Raw genomic sequence first — 23229 nt, 5'->3', positions numbered from 1 at the left:
ATGTTCATCGATGGAGCCCTATTCTTTATCTGAAAATAAGTACCGCATTAGGTTAGTACAAATCTTCACCAAAAATACGCTGCGCATTATTGATAAGAGAAAAGCAAAATACAATAGGGAAATAGAAAAAAACGCAGCAAGCTGCGTTTTTAAAAACAAGGGATTAAGCGTCGGGTTCGTACCCAAGATTTGGCGATAACCACCGCTCCGCTTCAGCGAGGCTCAAGTTCGCCCGCGTTGCGTAATCCTCAACTTGGTCTTGTTGAATAGACGCAACCGCAAAATATTTTGATTCAGGGTGCGAGAAATACCAGCCCGATACAGCAGCGCCAGGCCACATTGCATAAGAACTCGTTAACTTCATTCCAATGCGTGATTCAACGTCTAATAAGTCCCAAATTTTTTGCTTTTCCGTATGTTCAGGACAGGCAGGATAACCAGGAGCTGGACGAATGCCTTGATAATTTTCACGGATAAGCTCTTCATTTGAGAGTGACTCATTTTTTGAATAACCCCAATACACTTTTCGTACTTGTTCGTGTAAATATTCAGCAAAGGCCTCTGCCAGCCGATCTGCGACCGCTTTTATCATGATCTTATTGTAATCGTCTTGTTGCTGCTCAAAGACATCGGCAAGCGTATCTTCTTCAAGGCCACCCGTAACGGCGAATGCACCTAGGTAATCAGGCGTGCCTCTTGGCGCAACAAAATCAGATAAACAATAGTTTGCAAAATCCGTTTTCTCTGTTTGCTGACGTAAATGACACGCAAGTTCTAATCGCTCGGTCCGAGACTCGTCAGTGTAAACTTCAATGTCATCCCCTACACGATTCGCAGGGAATAAACCAATTACACCAAGCGGCTGCAGTGAACCGTCTTTTTCAAGCGTATCTAACATCGTATTCGCATCGTTGAACAACTGCGTAGCTTCTTCCCCCACAATTTCATCGCTCAAAATGCGAGGATATTTACCCGCAAGGCTCCATGTCATGAAAAATGGCGTCCAATCGATGTACTGACGCAGCGTGCCAATGGGCACATCTCTAAATTCCGTAATGCCCAAATTCGCTGGCACTGGTGGGGTGTAGTTTTTCCAATCTAAAGCTAAAGCGTTATCACGTGCCTTTTCAATACTAACTGGCTTTGTACGTGGTTTTTTCCGTGCTTGTTGGTCTCGCACCACCACATATTCCTCTTTCACTCTCTCAAGGAAAGGTTGCTTCTGTGTTTTCGACAAAAGGCTTGAGACTACACCAACCGCTCGGCTGGCGTTGTTTACATACACCACCCCTTTATCATATTGAGGCTCAATTTTCACCGCGGTATGCGCCTTTGATGTTGTCGCGCCACCAATTAATAACGGCAACTCAAAACCACGACGCTTCATTTCTTTTGCTACGTGCACCATTTCATCGAGTGACGGCGTAATGAGGCCCGACAACCCAATGATGTCGGCGTTCGTATCAATTGCGGTTTGCAGGATCTTTTCAGCTGGCACCATCACGCCAAGGTCAATGACTTCGTAGTTATTGCATTGCAGAACAACGCCTACGATGTTTTTACCGATGTCATGCACATCGCCTTTTACAGTCGCCATGACGATTTTACCTGCACTCGAACCACCTTGCTTTTCAGCTTGAATGTAGGGATCGAGATAAGCGACCGCGCGCTTCATGACGCGTGCCGATTTGACTACCTGTGGCAGGAACATTTTACCTGCACCAAACAAATCGCCGACCACGTTCATACCGTCCATCAACGGCCCTTCAATGACTTCGATTGGCTTGGCAAACGAAAGACGACACGCTTCTGTGTCTTCATCAATGTATTCTGTAATCCCTTTAACGAGCGCATGTTCTAAACGTTTAGCAACAGGCCAGCTACGCCATTCTAGGTCTTCGACTTTTTCGGCTTGTGCCATACCTGAGTATTTCGGCGCCAATTCAACCAAGCGCTCACCCGCGCCCGCATCACGATTGAGGATCACATCTTCTACCGCGTTGCGTAGCTCTTCTGGAATGTCATCATAAACCGCAAGCTGTCCCGCATTAACAATGCCCATGTCCATACCTGCTTGGATTGCATGATATAAAAACACAGAGTGAATAGCTTCACGTACAGGATTATTACCACGGAATGAAAACGACACATTCGACACACCGCCCGAAATTTTACAATAAGGCAAATGTTTCTTGATGCGGCGCGTCCCTTCAATAAATTCAACCGCGTAGTTGTCGTGTTCTTCAATCCCCGTTGCCACCGCAAAAATATTCGGGTCAAAAATAATGTCTTCTGGCGGAAAGCCCAGGTCATCCACCAAAATGCGGTAAGAGCGCTCACAAATATCGAACTTACGATCAGCCGTTTCAGCTTGGCCTTTTTCATCAAACGCCATCACCACCACAGCCGCACCAAAGCGCTTGATAATTTTGGCTTGGCGTACAAACGGCTCAATCCCTTCTTTTAACGAGATAGAGTTAACGATGGCCTTGCCTTGAATACACTTTAAACCCGCTTCAATGACATCCCATTTCGAAGAGTCGACCATGATAGGCACGCGCGAAATTTCAGGCTCAGAGGCAATGAGGTTTAGAAACTTTACCATTGCCGCCTTTGAATCCAACATGGCTTCATCCATGTTGATGTCAATCACTTGTGCGCCACTTTCAACTTGCTCACGAGCAACTTCCAATGCGGTTTCGTAGTCCCCTTCCATGATTAAGCGCTTGAATCGTGCCGATCCGGTTACGTTGGTTCTTTCACCGACGTTTGTAAAAATAGCTGTCGCTTGACTCATACTTCAATTTCCTAATTCAAGTTACAGGCTTCTAAACCCGCAAGGCGCATGCGGCGCTCTATTTCAGGCAATGGGCGTGGTTCAATCTGGGCGAGTAATTTTGCAAATGCCCGAATGTGCTCTGGTGTAGTACCACAACAGCCACCAACGATATTGATAAAACCTTCTTTACCCCAATCGACAATTTCTTTTGCCATTTCATCAGCTTCTAAATCATATTCACCGAATTCGTTTGGTAAACCCGCATTAGGATGCACTGAGGTAAACGTCTCACAAACACGTGACAGTTCTTCAACATAAGGACGTAACAAATCTGGACCGAGCGCGCAATTTAAACCAATTGAGATAGGTTTTATATGACGAATCGAATTGTAAAAGGCTTCTGTGGTTTGGCCCGATAGTGTACGCCCTGACGCATCGGTGATGGTGCCCGAGATCATTACTGGCAAAGCACGACCCGCTTGTTCAAAGGCTTCTTCTACCGCAAAGGCGGCTGCTTTCGCATTTAAGGTGTCGAAAATCGTTTCAATCAGAATCAAATCCGCGCCACCTTCCATCAAGGCCAGAGTAGATTCGACATATGCATCCACCAATTTATCAAATGTGATATTACGATACCCGGGGTCATTCACATCAGGAGAAATAGAACACGTTTTAGAAGTTGGACCCAAAACACCGGCTACATAGCGCGGCTTGCTTGGATCTTTTGCGGTAAACTCATCACACACTTGACGTGCAAGTCTCGCAGACTCAACGTTGATTTCTCGACTGAGTGCGGCCATTTCGTAGTCTTCCATTGAAATGGTGGTCGAATTAAAGGTGTTCGTTTCGATTATGTCTGCACCCGCTTCAAGATATTGGCGATGAATATCGGCAATGACGTTAGGCTGAGTAAGACTCAGTAAATCATTGTTCCCTTTCACCAACACATGCCAGTCTTTGAAGCGCTCACCACGGTAATCTTCTTCTTCGAATTTGTGTTTCTGAATCATCGTGCCCATCGCACCATCCAGAATGAGAATGCGTTGTTTAAGTGACTCAACAAGGGTGGTGAGTTTATTCTGCATAGTTGTTAGTCCTTACATCTTGGCTAACCAAATTAATGTCATACGGCGTGGTTTGATATACGTAGTAGTTTAACCAGTTCGAGAATAATAAAAAGGCGTGACTTTGCCATGCCTTAGAGGGCGTGATTGTGACGTCATCATTCGGGAAGTAATGCAGTGGTTTTGGCGCATTCGGCCCTTTGGCTAAATCACGCTCGTATTCTTTTTTTAGCGTATCCGCATCGTACTCAGGGTGACCTGTAATATACACTTGGCTGCCCGACTGATTTTTAATTAAATAGGCCCCAGCTTCCTCTGAGCCCGCCAGCACGACGAGCTCTTTGCTTGCATTAAATCGAGCATTCTCAATATGACCATAACGAGAATGCGGAACATAGAAATGATCGTCAAAACCTCGAGTGAGCGCACCATGATTGAAATAACAATGGTGTTGAAATACACCACTTATTTTATCTGTACGCAAAGTACGTTTAATTCCATGGTGATGATAGATTGCCGCGTAGGCTGCCCAACACGAAAATAACGTTGAGGTCACGTGATGCTCTGCCCAATCAAAAAATTCGCATAGCTCTTGCCAATAGATGACGTCTTCGTACTCTAAATGAGCAAGTGGTGCGCCCGTCACAATTAATGCATCGTAGTTTTGGTCTTTCACATCTGAAAAATAGCGGTAGAACATGTCTAAGTGCTGTTCTGAATTTTCAGAGCTTCGATGCGTATCGAGTCGCAATAAATCAACATGCACTTGCAGCGGTGTATTGGCAAGTAGACGAATAAATTGTACTTCTGTTTCAACCTTATTGGGCATCAAATTCAAAATAGCCAATCGCATCGGACGGATCTCCTGCGTCAGCGCTCGACTTTGAGGCATAACAAAGACATTTTCATGGCGAAGTTTTGCAATGGCAGGTAAATCGTCTTTTACGGTAATTGGCATAGATCACTCCCAAGGTTGATATACCCGACATTATGACGGGAAATGGAAAATTTTCAACCTCTAGATGTATGGACGTCCATATGATTTAACCTGATTCAAACCCTTCATTGTGTTTTGCTTCTGTATATAATCGCAATGTGAAATATTGAACGACGAAAAAGAAGAATGATCATGTCATTGTTAGGGGAATCTGTTGCACTTATAGCGGCATTCAGTTGGGCGTTTTCTACCTATTTATACAAACAGTTTTCCCACCAGCTAAGCGCCTTTGAATTAAATGTAAGTAAAGGCGTGCTCGCATCGCTGCTCATGTTGAGTGTTATTCTCGTAACCCAAGACATGGCATTACCCTCTCAACCACAAACATGGCTTTGGTTGATATTCAGTGGTGTGATAGGCATAGCGGTTGGTGACAGTGCTTATTTTGCAGCACTCAAATTACTCGGTCCTGCACGTACTTTGGTGGTGGAGTCCCTCGCGCCTATGTTCGTCGTGCTTATAAACTACGTGTTTTTTTCCGTGAATCTCTCAGTACAAAGCTATCTGGCCATTACATTAACAACGCTTGGGGTCGTTATTGCGCTTTATCCTGACGACAAGCATGATGTAATGCCCAAAAGCTACCTGATGGGTATTACCTTTGCCCTAACTGCCGCGTTTTGCCAAGCATTAGGTATGGTTCTCACAAAGCAAGCGGTAAGTTATGGAGAATACAGTACGTGGTGGGCAGCGCTCATTCGTCTACTTAGCGGCACAGTTGTTATCGGAATGCTGATTGCCTTGTTACGTCATCACTCGCTTTTAAATGCGCTTTCATTACGTGGTGTAAGCAATAAAATCTGGCTCGTTGTTGCCATCTTCTTCGGGACTTTTTTGGGCGTTTGGCTGCAGTTCATCGCGGTAAAATTTACCGATCCCGCTATTGCGCAAACGTTGTTTGCGACCTCGCCACTGATTGTGATGACTATCGCCTTTTGTCAAGGTAATCGATTAACGCGCAGCATGGTAATAGGCGGTCTATTGGCATTTTCAGGGGTTGTACTTATTTTTATGCCACATTGAATATCGTCTGCCACTAAAAAATTACAATTCGTATTCGAATAGGTTGGAAGCGTTCGTTGGAAAGGAGGCCAGAGCCCTGAACAAGCAGGGGTGGCCCATATGGAGAAAGGAGACTTTCCCGTACAACTTTCGATTAGTATATAAACCAAACGGGAATGACTTTTGAAGGGAAGCTTATGCCGTATAGGCACAAGAGAAGGAAGGATGCACGGTTCACATCACCGTTTAACGTCTGGTTGATGTAAACCAAAAAAAGAGTGATAAAGCGTTAGAATGTCTGTTCTTTCACCGTGAGTTTTTAACTCAATGATTCACAGACGAGTTGACTGCGAAAACCTTGTTGATCGATGCCGTGAGTCACCGCACTGACATACCAATTTCCATCCGCCTCTGAGTCGGTATTGACGACACGAATCGCTTGACCTGCTGATAAATTTGAATTGCCAATTATGGATAAAGTCAGCGTATTGAAACAACGAGTTAACGCTGTTGCCTTACTTTTTGTCGCCGCCATTGCTGTCGCTTCATCTGCAAATAAGTAAGGCAAGACGAGAGCGGGATCACCACTGCCACTTTTTACTTCGACTCGCTCCGCGGTGTTTAAATCATGGTAGTAGGCGAACACTTCACCGACTTGTTTGTAGAAACTACGATTTAGGCTCCAATTTAACAATTCTGAATTATCGAGCTCGATTTTTTCGAGATCTTTGCCACTCAACGACTTGCCTGTACCTTTTGGCATAAAGATCAGCTTATCGTTGGTTATTTTCATGACGGCATCAAATTGGTCGGCGAGTTTAGACAACAACTGCATGTCACTTTCGGACTGCTCTATTTGCGCAAGTGTAGTTGCTTCAAATTCAGGTGCGACTTTGGCATCAAGACCATATTCGCCAGCAATTTTATCGATTAGGTCTTTGAGTTTTTGTAGCGGCTCAGGAGTCTCAGGCCAAGAACGTTGTTTAGGCGTTTTGAATCCTTTATGCCACAGGACTTTATTGCCGAACAGTTCAAGTGACCGAAGTGGACCGTTCAAGTTAAATTCACCAATTTCAAAGAATCCTAGAGATTTTAGCGGCGCATTGCCGTCCTCAGATCCTTGCTTATAGCCAATCGCGATTTCAACTTTGTCGCCTTGTTTTGGCAGCTGGATAGGTGCTTTGCCGAGGTTATCAAATTTAATATAACAAGTATCACTCAAAAGCCCGGTCCGTTCGGTCACCACCACTTCGACAATGCGTTCCCGTAGCGACTCGGCAATTTCATTACCATTCGCGGTAATGGAAAAATGTGGTTGTAAATCCATTCATTAATCCCAAATATTGATGACCTGCTTGGTTTTTGGCTTGGGTAGTTCAGGCAAAAAAATCGTTACTTGCTCTGGGTAAATAGGCCCAAGTGCGGCTAAACCGTAGTTTGCCTCTAATACTTTTTCGACAATCCCCGCCGTACGTCCGTAGTGGCGCCAGCAGATCAAATCCAATACGTCGCCGTCACGTGTCACGTAATGCACTCCGTTCATACTTACTCCTACTTAGACTGCTTTCGCTCGTCATAGCGCTTTAATGTCATAGTGAAATTAATTTCGCGAGGAATGCCGTTATTAAAAAATAACGTGCGCTCCTCGCCGATAGAGCAAATAACCCATTTCCCCATCACTCGCCCCACGCTCGGACTGGTGTTACCGCTTTCTTCTACGTACCCAAGCAACAAAGGCTCACCTTTTGCAGCTTCTTCACGCATCAAATCCATTTGCTTTAAGCCATTACTTACTAACTGTGGGTAAATCGTGCCCTCTAAATTTAGAGATTGCTCACCGACACCATTGAATTGCATCACGGGACTGTTTTTGTCCGTCGGTGCAGAGAGCGTTTCCCAACGATATTCACTGTCATATTTCAATTTATGAAATGCGGCACTGCTCACTGAGAATTTGTAGCTCCCCAATTGCATCATGTAATTGGCGTGGCTCACTTTTGCCATCGTATTACCTCAAAAATATGTGATGGATTGCTTGGGGCGTAGGATACCTACGCCACAGAATTATAATAACGCGCCTGAACGTCCTTCATCGCACGCTGTTGTTGTTGCTCTAAGACTTGCTTGATTTGAATAGCGATATCCTGAGGTTGTGCATTAGGCCCAGCGTTGACGGTAATATTGGCATTGACAGTCACTTGGTTCGTTTGAGCTGATGTCGATGATCCACTCGTACTGTCGAGAGCCGCTTTATTTGTGCTGGTGTCAGTCAACGCCTCAGGTGAAAGTGACGAAGGAAACTCCGCAGAACTCGCGCGAATTTCAGGTTCTTCTTTTTTGCCTAAGCCGAAAAGCGCCTTGATACCGCCGCCAACCACACCATTTGCCAGAAATCCTGCAGCAGGTGCTAAAGCTTGAAGTGCTGGATTTTTGCTTTTGCCCAGAGCACCTTCAGCCGCCTTTCCAGCATACATACCACCCAAAGTACTGCTCACAGCACCAGCTTTTTCCGTTGTAGACATTGAATCGTCGTTAGCCGCACTAAATGCGGTATGCCAATTCAATGCATCACCAGCCCAACTACCGACTTTTGCAATAGCGTGAATCGGGCTTTTTTTGTTTCCGCGTTGATTTGCCAAAATAGACATGGTGCTTGCAACGGCGTTAAACGGATTAATCGCTTTGTTTTTAATAAACGATAAAGGGCCACTGTCTGCGGAAGGGTCCCCTTCCGTACCAGCCGTATTTTCATCTGGTGACAACACGCTGCCCAGCCACCCAGCGCCAATCGCACTCACACCCGGTAATGCTTTCCCCGCGATTGAAAGCAATCCACTGGCTAACGAACCCGACTTCTTTTCGCCTTGTTCATCGTTTTCGCCTTTGATTCCCTGAGCGCCTTGCGCCAATTTGGCTTTATTCGCTGATTTGGCTTTCGTGACCGCTTTAGACTTTGGCGACAACACGCTGCCCAACCACCCAGCGCCAATCGCACTCACACCCGGTAGTGCTTTCCCCGCGACTGAAAGCAATCCACTGGCTAACGAACCCGACTTCTTTTCGCCTTGTTCATCGTTTTCGCCTTTGATTCCCTGAGCGCCTTGCGCCAATTTGGCTTTATTCGCTGATTTGGCTTTCGTGACCGCTTTAGATTCTGGCGACAACACGCTGCCCAACCACCCAGCGCCAATCGCACTCACACCCGGTAGTGCTTTCCCTGCAATTGAAAACAATCCACTGGCTAACGAACCCGACTTCTTTTCGCCTTGTTCATCGTTTTCGCCTTTGATTGCCTGAGCGCCTTGCCCTAATTTGGCTTTCGATAACGCTTTAGATTTAGTTGATACTTTGTTTGCTGCGTTGCGTTTGTCTTTTCTCGATTGACCTCGATTTTTTGGCACGATGGACAACGCATTTGGTACCGTAGCGCTGTTTTGAGGCGAGTCTGTCGATTGCAGCTCAGAAAGGGCAGCAAGCCCAGATGATTCTTTCTCAGAAGATGGTTCGAGCCTACTTTCTCCCTGCTTGACTTCGGATTGTTCAGTGTCGTCACCTCCTAGCATGCCGCCTAACCATCCGCCAAGCGATTCACCGCCAAAGGAACCGATAATACCACCCACCGCACCGCCGATTAACGTGCCGACTCCTGGTATAATTGAACCAATTGCAGCCCCAGCAGCAGCGCCAGCCATTGCACCACCCATGCTCCCTGCGGATGCCCCAATCTGTTGAGCTTTTTCCGCCTTGGTCAGACTGTCATCGTTAAGTGTGGCAGCAATATCCGCAGCACCGAGAATAGCGTTTAATGGACCAGAGGCTTTACCCAACACCTTTGCTACTGGGCTTTTTCCCAACCCCTTCAACCAACTGCCTTTCGCTGCGCCTTTTCCAAGGTTGGCCTTGCTACCGAGCTTTTGTCCTTTGGCGTTTTTAGCAGCTTTACTTACTGTGCCGCCTTTTTTCGTCCTTTTCCTGCTGCTTGAGTTTTTTTCGCCTGATGGAACAGATTCGCCTAAATCCGCAAAGACACTTCCAAGAGAGGCAGATGATGCGTCGCTATCATCTGCGCTGAAAAGCCCTCCAAGTTGCATGATATCCATCACGCTGCCAGCAACTTGCATCACGGCCCCAGCTTTTCCTTTACGGTGTTTTGGGCCTAGGTGCTTTTTGCGCGAGGTAGGCTTTCGACTTGGTCTTGAGTCGGTATCTCTACGTGTTGTGGTATCCGTTAACTCAGCCACAGATGTGTTATTATCAGGCTCGTCTGCGTGTTGACCCTTTACTTTTTTAGCTTGGCGCGATTTTGCTTTCTTACGTGCCGATGTTTTTCGGCCTTTTGCATTTTTAACTGTTTTATCGTTGCTCTCAATCAACGTTGCAACCGCATCGCCGAGATCAGCACTTAACCCTTCAAGGCCAAGACCTTGGCTCAAACCATCAAACAGACTTGGTAACGCATGGCGCAATGATGACAAGTCACCGGCCATTAACCCTTTCACATCGAGCTTGCTGAGCTCGCCCGCATGACGTTCAATAAGTCCCGCAGCATCCTGTAAACCGAATGCTGACAACAACTCGGGAGCTGCATCGAGTAAACTCTTTAAATCACCTTTGAGTAGTGCCTCAGGGTCTAATTTTTGCAATGCTGGCAGAGCCTGATTCAGCGTGTTCGCCGCTTCATCAAACTCCAACGCACTAAGCAATTGAGGTGCGGCTTGCATTAAACTAGACACATCTCCTGACACAATGCCTTTGAGATCTAATTGTTTTAATGCCGGTAGCGCCGCACTCAGCTTATCGGCACTTTGCTCTAATTCTAGTGCACGTAATACTTCAGGAGCCGCATCAAGTAACGACCCTAATTGACCATCCGCCAGTGCTGGCATGTCCAACTGTGTGAGTATTGGAATCGCTTTTTGTAACACATCGGCGCTACTCTCTAAGCCGATAGCCTCGAGTACTCGAGGGCTTACCTTTAATAGCGCCGATAAATCGGTGGACAAAAGAGTGTGTCCGTCTAGCTGCTGGAGCGCTGGTAATGCTTTTGTCATGATATTTGCGGCAGAAGATAGTCCTACCGCATTGAATACTTCCGGACTGACTTGAAGCAGCTGTTGAATGTCACCCGCGAGCAACGCGTCGCCATCTAATTGCCTTAGTGCAGGCAACGACTCATTAAGTGTAGCGGCCATTTCAGGTAGGCCGATTGCACGCAGTAAATTGGGCAAAGCATCCGTTATTTGTGTTAAATCCGGCTTTAATGAAGCGGCTAAATCTAATTGCGAAAGCGCCGGAATTTGCTGTGCAATCAACTGATTGACCGCGTTTAGGTCGATATTGTTAATGACTTCAGGAATTTGCTTTTGCAAGGTATTCAGTTCTGTTGATACCGATACCTCTGGACTGTTCGCATTCATTTCGATGCTTGCAGTCCCTTCACGCTTTTCTGCCGTTCCACTTAAACTTGCAGCGGTCGTATCAACCGTTGATGTAGTCGCTGCGCTCCCTAAATCCGGTGCGCTCATCGAAACCGATGCCTGCTGCATAGACAGCGAAGCGGGTAGTGTCTTCATGAGCTGACTTAATTGACTTTGCTGAGTCAACATCGCGTTCACAAAGACGTTAATATCTTGATTTTGTTTAGTTTGATTATTTAGTAACTGCGAAATAAGTCCGCCAAGTTGTGCGGTGATTTGCGCGTGAGCGGGCTGTGCTGGCAGTACATCTTTGACTTTGTTGCGCGCAACAGAGAGTGCTGATGGGTCCTGTTGAGTCATAGCGATACCTAGGAATGCAGGGTTATTCTGAAATGAAAAACAAAAAGGGAGGAACGGTCAGGCCAAGGTGGCCTGACCGTAAGGCGCGTTAACCCGCCTCAGTCGCATGTTTGAACTCGACGGCAGCTTCGAACCAGCTATGCAATTCTGATTCGGTCAATGACGTCAGTTCATCAAGTCCCCACCCGGTGTATTTAGCCAGGGCGATCACCATGGCTTTTAAACGGCCTGGCGGGATACGAGAAAAGCCTGGAGTTGCTCGCGTAATTTAACAAAGTCGCTCCAGTCTAATTCTTCGATAACATCAGGCGATACTTCACAAAGATTTGAGAAGTAGCGGATTTCGCTCTCAGATTCACTTAAATCCACTTTATCCACCATCAAACGATCACGTACTTTTGGTCGTCTCATTGTCAGTTCGGCATACTCATGCCCATCGACCTTAAATGGAAATGCCAGTTTAATGATTTCAGTCATGAATTACGCTCCGATTGCTGCGCGAAGCGCTGCCATATGGTCTTTGCCGTTGATAAGACGCGTGTCGTTATATAGGTCGATTTCGTAAATAACGTCCTGACCAATTTGCAGCTTGTATTTTTGAACTGCGTATTGCAGGGTTAGCTTCGCTTCTTCGCCATCTTTCCAGTTACCCATGTCCACTTCTTTAAAGAAGCCTTCTAGCGTAACAACAACAGCTTCTGGCTGAGAGCCTTGTGCTTGGATTGCACCACGTGCCGTAAGAGGTGTTGTTGCACCGCTCCAATCGCCCAGTAACTTCATTACATCTGAGTTGTACTCAAGCAGAGTAATGGTGCCCTCAAGCTTCTCAAGTTGACCTACATCCAGTTCAATCGGCGCTTGGAAACCAGATGTAATTTCGCGTGTTTTTACCGTCACTTTCGGTAACGTGATTTCATCCGCAATACCTAAGTAACCTTTACCATCAACGAACAGTTTGAATTTTTTAAGAATTTTAGGAGAGATGGCCATTATACGATTTCCTCAAGGTAGTTGTTTGTTAGAATGCTCTTGAACGTGATGTGTTCAGCAGGTGTTGGAGGTGTAAAGTCGAAGCTAAAGTACACTTTGCCTGCTTGAATATTGGCCGGTGTATTTAGGTCTGCGTCAGCCCAAATTTGACCACCTAAAATAGCGCCTTGAGCTTTTAGGCTGTCTAAATAAGATTGAACGCTTTGCGTCACATCTTCGATGTATGTTTTCGTGATGTTGCGGTCAACTGCCCACATGTGAGCACGAAGTAACGAATCGTTGATCATGTCCGCAGTACGCACCACAGATAGGAATGCCCATTTCGGGTCATCTGAACACGTACGGTTACCCCATAATTTAAAGCCGTTCTGACGGATAATCGTCGCTACTTCATTTTCATTCAGCAGGTTAGCACGAGCATTTACATCACCGAGTTGGAAGTCAATAGCGCGCTCAGTTGCAACAATACCATTCATGTTAGTGTTACTTGGGCTCCACCAGAAACCACGGTCGTTGTCTGATTTGGCAATCATACCTGCAACGCGTGAACTAGAAGGTTCAACTACAGCTTCACCGTCACGGAATACTTTTACCGCAGGGTCGACAACAAACACACGACGTGAGCCAAAATCTTTACGGTATGCTTTTGCTTCTTCATCCGTTGTTGAAGGACCGTCTGCAATGATCACTGCACGTAGGCGCTCAGCGACACCAACCATATCTGAGATCACAGGGTTCTTGTTGCCACTTGGACGTTGATGCGAATAACCAGGTGCAACCAAGATACGAGGCGTGACACCTAGAATAGATTCTGCACCTAAGAATGCAGCCACACCCGTATACGCGCCTTCACTGTCTACGCCCGCCGCCATGCTACTCATAACTAAGCCTTCGTCGGCGTTATCAGCTACACGAACGACAACGATCGCAGCACCAGCTTGGTCAAAAATACCATCGATAGCAGCAGGTAACGTACCTTGTTTAACAAACGGAACTGTCGTAATCGCTTTACGAAGTTTCGTGTCAATGTCTTTCTTCTCCGCATCGCTCAATGTGCGCTTTTGCGCCGCTTCTTGTGCTGCGATTTCTTTAGCAATCTCAGCATCCTGTTTTGCAGCCAGTAATGCTTTAAAATCCGCATTTTCTGGGTCAACCAACTTAGCCGCTTCAGCTCGTTTACCAGCCACTAGCACTGGTGTATTAAGCGGAAACGCTTCCGCATCGGCAAAAGGCGCTGTACCAATCAGACCGATTACTGAGCTTTTAACGGTTTTGATAGGACGCGTACCAGATTGCGCCTCAATGACTTCTACACCGTGTAGAAATTGCGACATAAGGATCTCCTTGTTTAGGTTATGTCTTATTTTTTAAGAAAAAAGCCACGCGATGGCGTGGCTTTTTGATGTGTTTACGTTGAATAAAAATGGCTAAACTTGAATACCTTCAATAAGTACCGGTTCACCATTGATGAGATAGAGTCCATTGATTGCGATCGATAATTTTCCTTCGCCTGCCGGATGCACCGAAACACCATCTAACCGAAATCTGGGTTCCCATTTTTCCAGAGCATTGGCGATGGACATCGTAATATCGCCCACAAGCGAATGAGAGAAAGGTCTGTCAACTAACTCAAAGAGCCCACAACCGTAATCTCTACGCATCACTCGACTGCCAAGTGGTGTCGTGACGATATCGCGGATACTTTGTTTTAAATGTTCTACGCCGGACAACGCTTTGCCCGTTTTGGCGTTCATACCAATCATCTGTATTCCTTAGACCACGCTATACATGCCCGCACTAGAACCGCTTGCTACCGGCACTTGTGCGCTAGAAGTGACATGCGCCACGACCGCATTTGCAATCGCCGTGGCCAACTTTCCAGCAAACGCGTGTTCACCTTCAAGCTTAAATCCTTGACCTTGTAATTCGGCTTTAATTAAGCCTTCTAATGCACCTGCGCTTAATGCCATGTTATTTCCCCGCTGAGACTGTCGATGACCCGTCACCATGTGGTGAGCCTGTAAAGTGACAAATGTGTGCGGTCGTCACACAAGGTGAGCCGCCATTCAACTTAATCGTTGCACCGTCAACGGTCACGTCACCTGCGACTTTCACCGCGGCATTGCCATCAACCGTCACTTCGGCATTTGCCGTCGCAAATACTTTTGCATTCGCTTTGGTTTCAACGCGAATATCCTTTTCAGTCAAAATATTCAGCGTCCCTGCTGAAATAATGTCTACCGTTGCGTCATCACCCTTAATGTCGATTAAATAGCGATGACTTTCTCTGTCGTACTCAATAATGGAGCCATCTTGGTATTTCACTCGTTGAACATGTTCCCGTTTTTCAACGGGGACGTCTGTTTGCGCAGCACCGAAGCGCTGTTGATATAGGCTCCCAAGCACCACCCCTTGAGCGGTATCGCCACCTGGAGCAAGTACAATGACTTGTTCATCCACTTCAGGCGCTTGCCAGGTGATGTCATTGTTTGCTTGGGCATTCAGCCAAGGTAACCAAGCGGTCGTCCAAGCACCTAATTTCACACGTACCAGCGCCTTTTCGTAGTCAACTTCTGCGATTTTGCCGATAGTGATCAACTTGGTAAGGCGATGCTGCAGATCACTCAGCGCAAGCGCACTTTGATGTTCATTTGCTAACATAGCGCTACTCCTTAACCGTCGCGATAAGCCAATGCGCTTCGCCTTGAGGGCCGAGATAAACTTCTTTAATTGCAGGTGATAATGCTTCCGGAGGAGAATCGATTTGGTAGTAAAATTGCCAAACTAACAACGCTTTTGCATTAACATGTGCGTTATCTTCGTTAAACACAAACTCAACCCGCAATGGGATAAAATACTGCCAAGGGTTGGGCGTTTCGTCCGCATCAAGTAGAGCCTCACATTCACTTATCAGCGTGTCCAGCCGACTAAACGCGAGCATCCCATCGGCATCCTTGAGCCGAATTTCAACATGACAGGTCAGCAAACGACGATTGAGTGGATTTGGATACAAATTTTTGTTTTGTACAGGCCCATCGCTGACACCTTTGTCAGTTCCTTTTGCCTGCAAATCCGACGCTTGGTGTTCACTAACTGGGTGTACCAGCAATTGCGCTTTTTGAGTCAAATCAGGCTCAACAGACTGCGACAGAAAACTAACTGTGGCACTCGACGTTAGACCTGAAGTAAGACGCGCCAGTACGTGTTGTACAAGGGAGCTACGTTGGTTCATGGTGTACTCTGTGTATAAACGCGTGGCGCAAAATGCACCAAGAAAAATGAAGGGACGAAACGCCCGAAGAGGTTAGAGTGATGGGAATGGATAGCGAGTTTTGATCTCAGCGACTTTAGCCAACCAACGTTGCTTGGCTTCGTCGGTTTGGTCAAACTGCCATTCCATATAGAGTGGGTCTGATTCCAATTGATAAGCTGATTTTCTTGCTATCTCAGCCTCTTCATCAGAATATTCTAATCTAATTTCACCAATGGGTATTTCAATGTTGAGGTTATCTAAGTACTGCGAAACTTGATCTAACGTTAAAACGTCTCCCAAAATCGCAACGAGTTGATTGTTATGCAACACTTTCATCGTTTTATCCTTTTGATCAAGTTAATGCTGGACGAGCAAATTCGGGGTAAATACCCCATTCTTTATTCTCAAAATTCACAAAACCGCTAGCCGTACCAAATAAACAAATAAGGGCTTCTCCTTCGCCTTCAAAAGTCAATTTAGAATGCGGTGCATAAAACGCTGAAGCGGCTCCATTTAAAGATTGACGCATACCCATTAACTGCCAATCATTGCTATAATTCACATAAGGCTTTAATGCTCCACCTAATTTGCCAGCAACCACTTTTAAGTAGCAACCAGTAGAAATAGATCCCTGTTGATAACCGGAAGACCAGTTATCATCAAAACGAGATGGATGGCCTATCTCGTTACTAAGCCATTTCAGTCGCAGAATGTTGAAATAACCATTTACATAACCACTAAAGACATTGTCACGAAACTCTTTTGCTACGCCGTTTCCAGTATGATCAATGTCATTTTGAGCAGAAGCGTGAATTGTCGCTTCTTTGATTACTTCAAACTTATCTAAATAGATGGTGTTAAACCCAGTAATAGCATTTTGTCCCATAGGCTCCATTCGCTGATTTCGACTTAACAAAATATGAGAATATTCTCCTCGAGCTGCCGATAAATAATGATTAATATCTTGTTGCGCTTTTTGAATGACTAGGTCAACTTCTTTGCTCTTGGCATCAACCTGCTTATCAATCTTACCGAGTTGCCCTTGTACGGTGGCAGTGAGTTGATCTGCGGCCGTTGCGACTCGGGAGAGACGTTCACTAATTGGTAAATTACTTTCAGACATGGATTATCCTTAAATTTTGCTAAGCCAACGCTTTTTCGAGCGCGACGAGACGAATTTCTTGCTGTAATTGACGATGCAGTGTTTGCACTTGAACATAGGTCAGATCCGCCAATTCCTTATCCAAAATGAGATTTAGGTTGTCCACCCCAAGAGAGACTTCAACGCTATCGCTCGGCAACTGCGCCAAACTTAACGTTAACCATTGCAATACTTTGACGTCGGGGGTGCGATAACCAAGCGTGGTATTCGGCTTCGAGTACACTCCCAGCAGGATCAGCTTTGGCTTACCTGCCGCATCCAGCTCGCCGCTATCGAGGTAAACACCTATCTCACGAATGGCGTATTCAAGTGGGGCATCAAACTTGCCCGCTATTTTTAAACTGCTGCTTTCTCCGTCGCTGTAGTCGCTGTCGGCAATAGCAACACGTTCTTTTTCACTTTTTAGTGCCAATTGCGTTTTGCTTGGGGCATACGCGGCATCACCAAACGCCATATGGCTAATGCGACCTCGCAGTCCTTGGGACTTCGCACTGAGCAGTGCGTCTAGGCCGGCTTGTGTAAATTGCAGCGTAAGTGCTGACATACTTCGCTCCTTCGCTACAGCAATATTGCTGTGTTCTCTTCGATGAAATAAAAAGCCCACGCGTTATAGGCATGGGCTTCACGGGAATCCTTCCTTGGATTTAGTACTTACTGTCTTTTCTTCAGCTTAGGTGTATCTTACTGATTTATTGAATGTTAAAACGGTCAAATTTGACCGCTTTCGCTGTTTCGTACGTACTTTTAAGACAAAAAAGCGATGAGTGTGTAACTACGCCGAACCAATAAAATCAAAGTGTTGCAATTGACAGCGAGTCACAAGTATACCCACTGCCACTCGTCCACTCAGTTCGTCTGGTGACACCCCGCTGCCGGCAACTACTCGTTCGTGCAGATGGGTTTGCTTAAGTACGCCATCACAATAAAACGTTGCATTCAGAGGATCAGGTACCACCCCTAACCCGTCGGCAACCTGGTCTCGACAAGCGTAATGGCTATGAAACCCGCCTGTAATACCGACCCCTGACCTTGTTTCATCAGGGAGCACCGCACTGAGCTGCCCTTCTAAATTCATCAACGCAGTCGAAGGTTGAGTAAATGCAGCAACACCTACTGTTTCTTTCAATGACAGACCTAACTTTAAGTCAACATGGATTGAACCACGTTTGACCATCGCAATGATCCGTTGGATACGCTCAAGCATCGCTTTACTCAAGAGACCTTCGGCCGTATTACCTAAGTTATCATTAATGAGTGCCCAAACCGTTGCCGTGCCCGGAGTTCCGTCCGGTAGCTCCCACCACTCCTTGATATTGCTTTCAATATTTAGAGTCGCCAGCGCCTGTTCAATCGCGGCGGGTGTTCCTTTATAACGATGTACTGAAAAGGCTTGATTGATGACTTCACGTTTTACCGCATCCGACCACTTATCATCCCATTCATCCACTGACAGTGCCCACGCAAGCCAAGGTAAATAATCCTCCGGACATTCGTGAGGATCCCAGAGTTGCTTAATTCGGTCTTCAATTTCAGGCGTTTGTAGCAGTGAACATAATGTTGCTAGTACGCCACCAGCTGTTGACGGCAATAACGTCTGAAAATTCTTTTTCATCATAAACTTTCTTTGCTAAAGCTTATTTGGAGGTTCGAACACACCGCAACTTCGTCCGCATTGGTCAGAATATCATTCCGTGGTTCAAGTAATTTTGCATTGATGACGCCGGTATGATTTAACGCCGTATATAAGCCTAGCAACGTAATTGGCTTACCCAACCCATGCTGTACGGCAAGATAACGAGTCATTGCGGCGTTTAACTGCTTTTCCAAAACCGCTTGAGACGGTCCCGCTGCCAGTTGCACTTGAGCCTTTACCTCAAATAAACGTGTTTTCGCTTGACGGATAAACACGCGGTCGCCTAATGGCCTGACATGCGAGGGAGTTCCTAGCGTTTCTTTGCCATCCGAGGTGAGCCCAAAGTATATGTGAAGTTTATCCAGCAGTGCCTTTGACGGCACACCATTCCCCTCATGACTTAGTATGGTCACTTCAATTTCACAAGGACGTAAACTGATAACGTGTACATCCTTTACCAATGGATCGGCATTGAGTGCATGAAATTGATAGGCTTGAAGACTGCCAGCCGTATTTAAACCTTCGAACACTTGCTGTACACGAGTTCGAAAACGCGTATCCGTTTCACCCGTAGCTCGACTAAGCCCATATCGTACGGCAATCCCTTCAAGATCCCGACCTTGTGCACTGGCCAACATTGTGCCTTTGACCGCGTCGTTGATGCGAGCTTCGACAGCTAAACGTTGGTAGGCCAGAAGTTCTAAAAGCGCCGTCATCGGCTCTGATTCAAACTGCAATGCATCCGCATAGTCAGGATGTTTTGATGTGAGCTGATTTTTAAGTTCAGCCAGCGCTGCTTCAAAGTCCAGCAGTGAAATACTGTCAGGTACAGGTACCGTAGACATGTCCAATAATCGAGTCGTTTGCATGATAATCTCACGAATAAAAAAGCATCGACTCGAGCTACCTTTTTAAGGAAAACTTAGAAAAGGGAATCCCGAGTACAACGCTTTGGAGCATGGAAATCTGCACGTTGTCCTCCTCCATGAAAAAAGCCAACATAACGTTGGCTTTCATTTGGGATAACTGTGTTGTTAAGCTCTCTCAAGCTTAGAGGTAGTTTAAGGATTTTTTGGCCCTTAAACAGGTCATTCCTGACCGCTTGATGATTTTTCTGAAAAAGCGTTTATGCAAAAACAAACACACCACAATTTCAAATAGGCGTCTCGACAATATTATTCATCTTACACAAACTCATAATGAAATCTCATCACCAAGCAATTGCGTAAGACGCACTCGTCGCTGCAGCGATTCTAAGCGTTGCTGCAAAAGCTCATTCGATTCCCTACTTTCTTGGACATCAACATCAATTTCAGTAATGGTGGTACGTAACCGTTGAACGTCGTGTTGTAGCAAATTTTCTTTATGGGGTAAGGGATAACCCCGATTGGGCGTCGATTCAAATTTACTCATGTGCTCTCCTATGTTGAGAAAACACGTAAATTACGAATACGAGGTCTTGCATTTGGTTGTCCCTGAAGAATCAGCTTCACTCGAACAAGCGAACTGCTTAATGCGGTCAATCGATGATCTGTTTGGATCCAACCGCCACCTAAATTTTGATTTTGCAAGGTTGACACTGGACGCCACTCTTCGCCTTGCTGGACAAAAACCAACACTTTCGCTTTACTTGGCAAATGGGCCTCATAACTCACGGTGAGATTGCCATTCACTTTGCTCGCAATTGCCCTGGTAATATACGTGGCTTGATCGGCCGTTCGCCCAACCGCGCACTGCGTGCCGGCAAAAACGACGGGAGATAATTCATCCGTTCCCGTTAGTCGAGCCGCTACATTTACTTTTCCAGATATTGTTTGAGTCAGCGCTATCGCTTGCCACTCTTCTGCGGCTCGTTCGGCAACTACGCCATCTTCTGAATTAAACAAGAACTCAACTCGAGTCTGAGCATTTGGTCTTTCAACGACGGAAAGCGCCATTAAATCCGTTGCCTGATCAACATCAATCGCGCCCAATTCAACGGTACGTTCTCGCTGTGTGAAACGAGCCGCTTTCAATTTAAATGATAGGTCTCTGTCTTGATGGGGTGTCCACGTGCTGGCATTACTCGAAGACAGTAAAACGCCGACTTGATATGGCTGACTTGTCACCCAACCTTTGTGTTTATCGTATTTACCGAGTTCCGCAATCGCGACACTGTGCGTTGCGTCATCGGATAACACCACGATTGCGTATTCTTGAGCTGCTTGTAAAAAAACAGGGGAAAAGGTAAATAACGTCGCTTCGTCATTCAACTTAAGTGCAGCAGCTGGAAGTTCCGAACGAGCTAAGATGGTTTGTGTTGGGAAACCTTGCTGTACTTCTCTGATCTGCACTTGCACTGGTTTTGTGCCCAGCGCCTTAAACCACAGTTCAATCCCTGCCACAAATCGACTCTGCTCAAGCGTAAAGGTTTGCGCCAGCGGATCAAAACGTTCCGTTACGATTGCATTGACCTGACGTAACGTCTCGACTCGGATCTCACCACTGCCAACGTAACTTGCACTTCCTGAAGAGCCTCCTGCTCCCACAAAGCGCACCGCTTTGCTGCCTGCAGGAACACCCGATGGAACGGTAAATCGCCCTGTTAGGATTCCCTGTTGATTTGCTTTAATCATGCTGAAACTCCTTCGATGATATCCACACCATCAAAAATCAATGCTGATAGCACTTCACCTGCACCAAATCCTTCAACACGGAACGCAATGTCGCGAGAGCGCAAATACTCCGCAGCACGAGTTGTCGTGCCCACTCGCTCAGTCCGCACTTCCTCAATGATTCGTTGCACTCGACCACTGCCTCGTGTGAAACGAGCCGTGATTGGGCTACTCCACTTTTGTGACGTTTCAGTCCAATGGTCGACGCTCGGCGTTAAGGAAACTTTGGCTGGGATCGGAGCAAACGCTTGATAGGGGTTGATTTTCATGTTGCCGGTTTGCCTATCTTGCAGCAACACGTCTTCTAATTCATAAGGTAATGTAATTGGCGCAGACAGATTACCAAATGTCTCTACCGAGATATTCATCGGTAATTGCAGCTCACCATCAATCACTGCGGCCGTTTGAGTTAGCCCTTGGTCTCGCATGTCATCATCGAGAAACGGGTCAACAAAAACGCCATATTTGCTCGATGGGTCTTGCGCGTTCGCATCGTTTCGAAGTCGCTCAATGGCCAACAATTGATAAAGATCAGTAATTTGCGATTGCATTAAGGCCATGTCAGCCATCGTTACCGCCTGAATCGCAACATTGCGAATTTCAGGAGCTGCTTGAGTAAATGATTGCGTGACAACCGCTAACGGCAAATGACCATTTGGCACACTGGGTGCTACAGGTGATTCTTTAACGGATAATCCTTTGAGTCGCTCTATTTGACCCGAAGGTGTAAGCACCACTAAATCTTTGCGCGGCATAAACCAACTGTAATGCACTGTGACTAAGCTATTTGCCACAATCGACTCTGAAGGGCTTATCTGTTGCTTAAGAACAAAACCCTGCTCGTCATGTTCAACCGTTAGTTGTTTACGAAAAGTGTACTCGACATCGTAGCTACTGCCTGAAGCCGGTTCATTCCCACCTAATTGCCAACTGATGTGGTTTCGAACAAATAGAAAATCGATGCCTTTTTGATAAACTGTGTCACCTTGAGTAACGCTTAAAACATCTATCACGGCATTATCAATGAGCAGGTCCACCGACCCCTGAATTTGGCCTCGTGTATGCTGGACTTTGCGTTGTACGGTTGCGTTGATCTGCGCGACTTCTGAAACGGGCGAAAAATCAAGATCAATACGCATTTCCCCATGCTCATTGGCAACAAAAGATTTCGGCTCTTCATTGACTTGCGCAATATCAGGATCGTGTGGGAACTCAATCGGCCTTGCCGTATTGAACGCAATTTCAAAACCGTGCAAATGTGCTTTACCTTCCTGCAAACTAAAATGTTGCATTCCGTCTCTGAGCCCTCGATAACTCAGTGCCATACCACTAACTAAATAGCTACCACCGTTGGATTCTCGGTCATAGCGAGCAAGCGCTTGACTCACCGAATCTAATTGTGGGGGTTGTTTAATTAACACCACCCCTTTTTCTAAACGATGGACAGGATAAAATGCGCTGCCATTCGTGGGCGCTTCTTCGCTGTGACCCCATCGACCAATCAGCTGTAGACGCGCAGCGCCGGGTTCATCATAATTGTGCGCATTAATCGCAGGATCACGCAGTTCTGGATCGTCCAATTCTGTGACAATGTTCTCGCTCAGCCAAACGCCAATGACTTCGGAATCTCCAAGCGTTAATTGCACCGTTCGCGAGGGAATGTCGCGTACAGCGCCACGTAAATACACTTTGCCGTCGGCCACTTTAGCAAGTTTGTCAGTGCGATTGACGGCAACTGCGCCACCAGAAACCACATCCCCTTCTTTAAACATCACATCGGCAATGCCTTTGACTTGATGTTGCACTTGCAGCTGTAAGTCATTCAGTTCGCGACTTTGCAGCCCTTTACTGGCACGAAAAAGCAATTGTTCATAATGCTTATTAGGGCTAAATTTTTCATAATAATCTTTGAGCATTT

General features: G+C 46.2%; 23 protein-coding genes. 1 reads left to right on the top strand and 22 read right to left on the bottom strand.

From position 1 onward, the window contains the following. Positions 1-163: 163 nt before the first annotated feature. From metH to NI389_RS13995, 3 genes are read right to left on the bottom strand one after another with little or no spacing between them, the layout of a single operon-like run. Positions 164-2797: a methionine synthase gene (gene metH, locus NI389_RS14005; protein ID WP_308360473.1), complete on the bottom strand. Its 2634-nt coding sequence runs from the start codon at positions 2795-2797 to the stop codon at positions 164-166. Between the two features lie 11 nt (positions 2798-2808). After that, on the bottom strand, positions 2809-3864 hold the full coding sequence (locus NI389_RS14000; protein ID WP_308360472.1) for a homocysteine S-methyltransferase family protein: 1056 nt from the start codon (positions 3862-3864) through the stop codon (positions 2809-2811). Then, complete coding sequence (locus NI389_RS13995; protein ID WP_308360471.1) at positions 3854-4801, bottom strand: homoserine O-succinyltransferase; 948 nt, start codon at positions 4799-4801, stop codon at positions 3854-3856. Before NI389_RS13995 ends, NI389_RS14000 begins: the two co-directional genes overlap by 11 nt. 171 nt (positions 4802-4972) lie before the next feature. On the opposite strand from NI389_RS13995, the gene NI389_RS13990 reads away from it, so the two are divergent. Then, the gene (locus NI389_RS13990) at positions 4973-5863 is read left to right on the top strand and encodes a DMT family transporter (RefSeq protein ID WP_308360470.1); all 891 of its coding nucleotides are present in this window, start codon (positions 4973-4975) and stop codon (positions 5861-5863) included. A gap of 298 nt (positions 5864-6161) precedes the next feature. On the opposite strand, the gene NI389_RS13985 is transcribed toward NI389_RS13990, so the two are convergent. The 19 genes from NI389_RS13985 to NI389_RS13895 form a co-directional block, all read right to left on the bottom strand. After that, the gene (locus NI389_RS13985) at positions 6162-7169 is read right to left on the bottom strand and encodes a phage late control D family protein (RefSeq protein WP_308360469.1); all 1008 of its coding nucleotides are present in this window, start codon (positions 7167-7169) and stop codon (positions 6162-6164) included. 3 nt (positions 7170-7172) lie between these two features. Further along, complete coding sequence (locus tag NI389_RS13980) at positions 7173-7385, bottom strand: tail protein X (RefSeq protein WP_208842610.1); 213 nt, start codon at positions 7383-7385, stop codon at positions 7173-7175. A gap of 8 nt (positions 7386-7393) precedes the next feature. Then, entirely contained in the window at positions 7394-7846 is a 453-nt protein-coding gene (locus NI389_RS13975; protein WP_308360468.1) for a phage tail protein, read from the bottom strand. A 47-nt stretch (positions 7847-7893) separates the two neighbouring features. Further along, the gene (locus tag NI389_RS13970) at positions 7894-11619 is read right to left on the bottom strand and encodes a hypothetical protein (RefSeq protein WP_308360467.1); all 3726 of its coding nucleotides are present in this window, start codon (positions 11617-11619) and stop codon (positions 7894-7896) included. 219 nt (positions 11620-11838) lie between these two features. After that, positions 11839-12096 (bottom strand): phage tail assembly protein, encoded by a 258-nt coding sequence (locus tag NI389_RS13965; protein ID WP_308360466.1) that lies wholly within the window; start codon positions 12094-12096, stop codon positions 11839-11841. 3 nt (positions 12097-12099) lie between these two features. Beyond that, the gene (locus NI389_RS13960) at positions 12100-12609 is read right to left on the bottom strand and encodes a phage major tail tube protein (protein ID WP_308360465.1); all 510 of its coding nucleotides are present in this window, start codon (positions 12607-12609) and stop codon (positions 12100-12102) included. Beyond that, the gene (locus NI389_RS13955) at positions 12609-13943 is read right to left on the bottom strand and encodes a phage tail sheath C-terminal domain-containing protein (protein ID WP_308360464.1); all 1335 of its coding nucleotides are present in this window, start codon (positions 13941-13943) and stop codon (positions 12609-12611) included. The genes NI389_RS13960 and NI389_RS13955 overlap by 1 nt, the downstream gene beginning before the upstream one ends. Positions 13944-14036: 93 nt before the next feature. After that, positions 14037-14372, bottom strand: coding sequence for a GPW/gp25 family protein (locus NI389_RS13950; RefSeq protein ID WP_308360463.1), 336 nt, complete (start codon positions 14370-14372; stop codon positions 14037-14039). A 9-nt stretch (positions 14373-14381) separates the two neighbouring features. Continuing rightward, on the bottom strand, positions 14382-14579 hold the full coding sequence (locus NI389_RS13945) for a hypothetical protein (RefSeq protein ID WP_208842603.1): 198 nt from the start codon (positions 14577-14579) through the stop codon (positions 14382-14384). A gap of 1 nt (position 14580) precedes the next feature. Continuing rightward, complete coding sequence (locus tag NI389_RS13940) at positions 14581-15270, bottom strand: phage baseplate assembly protein V (RefSeq protein ID WP_308360462.1); 690 nt, start codon at positions 15268-15270, stop codon at positions 14581-14583. A gap of 4 nt (positions 15271-15274) precedes the next feature. Next, complete coding sequence (locus NI389_RS13935; RefSeq protein ID WP_308360461.1) at positions 15275-15841, bottom strand: hypothetical protein; 567 nt, start codon at positions 15839-15841, stop codon at positions 15275-15277. A gap of 72 nt (positions 15842-15913) precedes the next feature. Further along, entirely contained in the window at positions 15914-16198 is a 285-nt protein-coding gene (locus tag NI389_RS13930; RefSeq protein ID WP_308360460.1) for a hypothetical protein, read from the bottom strand. Positions 16199-16214: 16 nt separating this feature from the next. Next, positions 16215-16985, bottom strand: coding sequence for a hypothetical protein (locus NI389_RS13925; protein ID WP_308360459.1), 771 nt, complete (start codon positions 16983-16985; stop codon positions 16215-16217). A 19-nt stretch (positions 16986-17004) separates the two neighbouring features. After that, entirely contained in the window at positions 17005-17568 is a 564-nt protein-coding gene (locus tag NI389_RS13920) for a phage tail-collar fiber domain-containing protein (protein ID WP_308360458.1), read from the bottom strand. Positions 17569-17796: 228 nt separating this feature from the next. Further along, a complete protein-coding gene (locus NI389_RS13915) occupies positions 17797-18639 on the bottom strand; it encodes a phage tail protein I (protein ID WP_308360457.1) in 843 nt (280 codons plus the stop codon). Beyond that, complete coding sequence (locus NI389_RS13910; protein ID WP_308360456.1) at positions 18636-19526, bottom strand: baseplate assembly protein; 891 nt, start codon at positions 19524-19526, stop codon at positions 18636-18638. The genes NI389_RS13915 and NI389_RS13910 overlap by 4 nt, the downstream gene beginning before the upstream one ends. 325 nt (positions 19527-19851) lie before the next feature. Continuing rightward, positions 19852-20070 (bottom strand): hypothetical protein, encoded by a 219-nt coding sequence (locus tag NI389_RS13905; protein ID WP_308360455.1) that lies wholly within the window; start codon positions 20068-20070, stop codon positions 19852-19854. 8 nt (positions 20071-20078) lie between these two features. Continuing rightward, positions 20079-21272, bottom strand: coding sequence for a hypothetical protein (locus NI389_RS13900; protein ID WP_308360454.1), 1194 nt, complete (start codon positions 21270-21272; stop codon positions 20079-20081). Further along, entirely contained in the window at positions 21269-23227 is a 1959-nt protein-coding gene (locus NI389_RS13895) for a DUF4815 domain-containing protein (RefSeq protein WP_308360453.1), read from the bottom strand. Before NI389_RS13895 ends, NI389_RS13900 begins: the two co-directional genes overlap by 4 nt. Positions 23228-23229: the final 2 nt, after the last annotated feature.

It is taken from the genome of Pseudoalteromonas xiamenensis, from assembly GCF_030994125.1.
In the GTDB taxonomy this organism is placed as follows: domain Bacteria; phylum Pseudomonadota; class Gammaproteobacteria; order Enterobacterales; family Alteromonadaceae; genus Pseudoalteromonas; species Pseudoalteromonas xiamenensis_B.
The sequence above is the reverse complement of the archived record's forward strand: the minus strand, read 5'-3'. Positions and strand labels throughout refer to the sequence as shown.

Coding starts and splice junctions, on each gene's coding strand:
- metH (WP_308360473.1), bottom strand. CDS start 2,797: ATGAGTCAAGCGACAGCTATTTTTACAAACGTCGGTGAAAGAACCAAC.
- NI389_RS14000 (WP_308360472.1), bottom strand. CDS start 3,864: ATGCAGAATAAACTCACCACCCTTGTTGAGTCACTTAAACAACGCATT.
- NI389_RS13995 (WP_308360471.1), bottom strand. CDS start 4,801: ATGCCAATTACCGTAAAAGACGATTTACCTGCCATTGCAAAACTTCGC.
- NI389_RS13990 (WP_308360470.1), top strand. CDS start 4,973: ATGTCATTGTTAGGGGAATCTGTTGCACTTATAGCGGCATTCAGTTGG.
- NI389_RS13985 (WP_308360469.1), bottom strand. CDS start 7,169: ATGGATTTACAACCACATTTTTCCATTACCGCGAATGGTAATGAAATT.
- NI389_RS13980 (WP_208842610.1), bottom strand. CDS start 7,385: ATGAACGGAGTGCATTACGTGACACGTGACGGCGACGTATTGGATTTG.
- NI389_RS13975 (WP_308360468.1), bottom strand. CDS start 7,846: ATGGCAAAAGTGAGCCACGCCAATTACATGATGCAATTGGGGAGCTAC.
- NI389_RS13970 (WP_308360467.1), bottom strand. CDS start 11,619: ATGACTCAACAGGACCCATCAGCACTCTCTGTTGCGCGCAACAAAGTC.
- NI389_RS13965 (WP_308360466.1), bottom strand. CDS start 12,096: ATGACTGAAATCATTAAACTGGCATTTCCATTTAAGGTCGATGGGCAT.
- NI389_RS13960 (WP_308360465.1), bottom strand. CDS start 12,609: ATGGCCATCTCTCCTAAAATTCTTAAAAAATTCAAACTGTTCGTTGAT.
- NI389_RS13955 (WP_308360464.1), bottom strand. CDS start 13,943: ATGTCGCAATTTCTACACGGTGTAGAAGTCATTGAGGCGCAATCTGGT.
- NI389_RS13950 (WP_308360463.1), bottom strand. CDS start 14,372: ATGATTGGTATGAACGCCAAAACGGGCAAAGCGTTGTCCGGCGTAGAA.
- NI389_RS13945 (WP_208842603.1), bottom strand. CDS start 14,579: ATGGCATTAAGCGCAGGTGCATTAGAAGGCTTAATTAAAGCCGAATTA.
- NI389_RS13940 (WP_308360462.1), bottom strand. CDS start 15,270: ATGTTAGCAAATGAACATCAAAGTGCGCTTGCGCTGAGTGATCTGCAG.
- NI389_RS13935 (WP_308360461.1), bottom strand. CDS start 15,841: ATGAACCAACGTAGCTCCCTTGTACAACACGTACTGGCGCGTCTTACT.
- NI389_RS13930 (WP_308360460.1), bottom strand. CDS start 16,198: ATGAAAGTGTTGCATAACAATCAACTCGTTGCGATTTTGGGAGACGTT.
- NI389_RS13925 (WP_308360459.1), bottom strand. CDS start 16,985: ATGTCTGAAAGTAATTTACCAATTAGTGAACGTCTCTCCCGAGTCGCA.
- NI389_RS13920 (WP_308360458.1), bottom strand. CDS start 17,568: ATGTCAGCACTTACGCTGCAATTTACACAAGCCGGCCTAGACGCACTG.
- NI389_RS13915 (WP_308360457.1), bottom strand. CDS start 18,639: ATGATGAAAAAGAATTTTCAGACGTTATTGCCGTCAACAGCTGGTGGC.
- NI389_RS13910 (WP_308360456.1), bottom strand. CDS start 19,526: ATGCAAACGACTCGATTATTGGACATGTCTACGGTACCTGTACCTGAC.
- NI389_RS13905 (WP_308360455.1), bottom strand. CDS start 20,070: ATGAGTAAATTTGAATCGACGCCCAATCGGGGTTATCCCTTACCCCAT.
- NI389_RS13900 (WP_308360454.1), bottom strand. CDS start 21,272: ATGATTAAAGCAAATCAACAGGGAATCCTAACAGGGCGATTTACCGTT.
- NI389_RS13895 (WP_308360453.1), bottom strand. CDS start 23,227: ATGCTCAAAGATTATTATGAAAAATTTAGCCCTAATAAGCATTATGAA.